A 1,579-nucleotide genomic window follows, 5' to 3' on the forward strand; every position below is an offset into this window, starting at 1 on the left:
TTGGACGTGTTCATCACCAGGTAATCTCAAATCACCTGATGCCTCTTCAGACTGGGGGCACTTGGCCGGCAGGCTCTCGAAATGCTGGTATCGCATGGTGTCAACCTTCGCACTATTGCACCATCAAGTCGGTGAAATAGGGCACGGGGCGCCCTCCGGCCTTGGCCGAAAAAGCAATGTCCAACATGGTATCAGGTCGATTCGGTGCGGATTGAGCGTCGCCGGCTCAAGCAACTCGCACGCAGTTCCTGCCGTTCGATTTGGCTTGGTAAAGGACACTGTCGGCGCGCTTGATCGCGTCGCCGATGACTTCCCCCGGCTGGAGGGCCGTCACTCCGAAAGACGCGGTAACCCGGAGGCCGTGCGGCCAGATCTGATAACTCAATGCTTCGCGCAGCTTCTCCGCTAATAGATGAGCATCGGCCGCCTTGGTACCGGGGAAAATGATCAAGAATTCCTCGCCGCCCCAACGCGCGAGCTTGTCGCTTGCGCGAATTCCACGTTGTATCGCAGCAGCGAAAGCACACAACACCTCATCGCCGACACTATGGCCATGTGTATCGTTCACCTTTTTAAATGGTCGATATCGACATACACTACCGCGAACTGCTCATGTGACGCATCGGGACGCTGCCACTTTTCCATCAGCGCAGCGCGTAAGCCGTCCCGATTCAGAACCTGGGTGAGCGGATCGGTGTAGGCCTGGCCGGCCAGCTCACGTGTTTCCAGCTCCAGAGCCTCATTCACTTTGCTGAGTAAGGCGAGTCGTGTCGTGCTATTACTGAGCTGCGATCGGGAATGACGGAGAGCTAAGCCCAGCCACATCAAGGCACACCCGTTCCACGTTCCCACCAATACCAGAAGCAAGCGGTTCTGGCTGATGAGCTTTCCATGGAATTTCAGTGATCTTAACTTCACGCGATGGCGTCCCTCGGTATCACGCGCGCCAACCGATAAGTCGGATGTCGTGACGTTATCGTTACGCATATCGCAGATCGCAATCCATGATCAGCGCATCGGGCCGGCGCGTAAGCTTTGCGACGCCGCCGCCTTGTTGCAGGCGATCGTCCAAAAGCTCAACCGGCCGCCCACTGGCGGCGGAAAATTCCATGACTCTTTCCATTCCCAAGTGTTGCCAGACGAGCAGCGTTGCAGTGAGCACGATCAATCCGATCACGAGCGTTTCCATACGGGGGAGGGCGCGAGAAGGGAATTTCATGTTAAAGAGGCAGTTCGCTATGTAGTCGTCGGGGCGGATCAGATACCGCGCGTAATTACAGGGTAGCGATGTAATTGCTGTATCGCAATGCATACCGCCACTGTGCGTAGGTTTAGGCACACATGCACCGGGATTCATGAAGTGGTACAAATTGCTGCGCCGGCTGCGGGTGGGTGAGGAGCGATTTGGCATGCGGCGAGAACAATGGCAGCCGCTGATAGGTTACCGGCCAAAGTAAATGCGACATCCACCTTGTCAAACCTCTGGGCCTTTGCTATAGTTCGCCTCCCCAATGAAAGGGTTAACGAAATCAAGTAGTTAGCAGGCAGTTGAGGCCGCCTCCAAGGAGGCGCGGTAGTA

The 1,579-nt window shown here is 56.1% G+C and carries 1 protein-coding gene and 1 pseudogene; both read right to left on the bottom strand.

The features are described 5' to 3' along the window. Positions 1 to 226 precede the first annotated feature (226 nt). Positions 227 to 987: pseudogene (locus tag RBA41_RS33565) on the bottom strand (GGDEF domain-containing protein). After that, entirely contained in the window at positions 980 to 1,177 is a 198-nt protein-coding gene (locus tag RBA41_RS33280; RefSeq protein WP_306628627.1) for a hypothetical protein, read from the bottom strand. The pseudogene RBA41_RS33565 and the gene RBA41_RS33280 overlap by 8 nt, the downstream one beginning before the upstream one ends. Between the last annotated feature and the right edge of the window lie 402 nt (positions 1,178 to 1,579).

The sequence above is a fragment of the Massilia scottii genome (assembly GCF_030846495.1).
Taxonomy (GTDB): domain Bacteria; phylum Pseudomonadota; class Gammaproteobacteria; order Burkholderiales; family Burkholderiaceae_D; genus Telluria_A; species Telluria_A violaceinigra.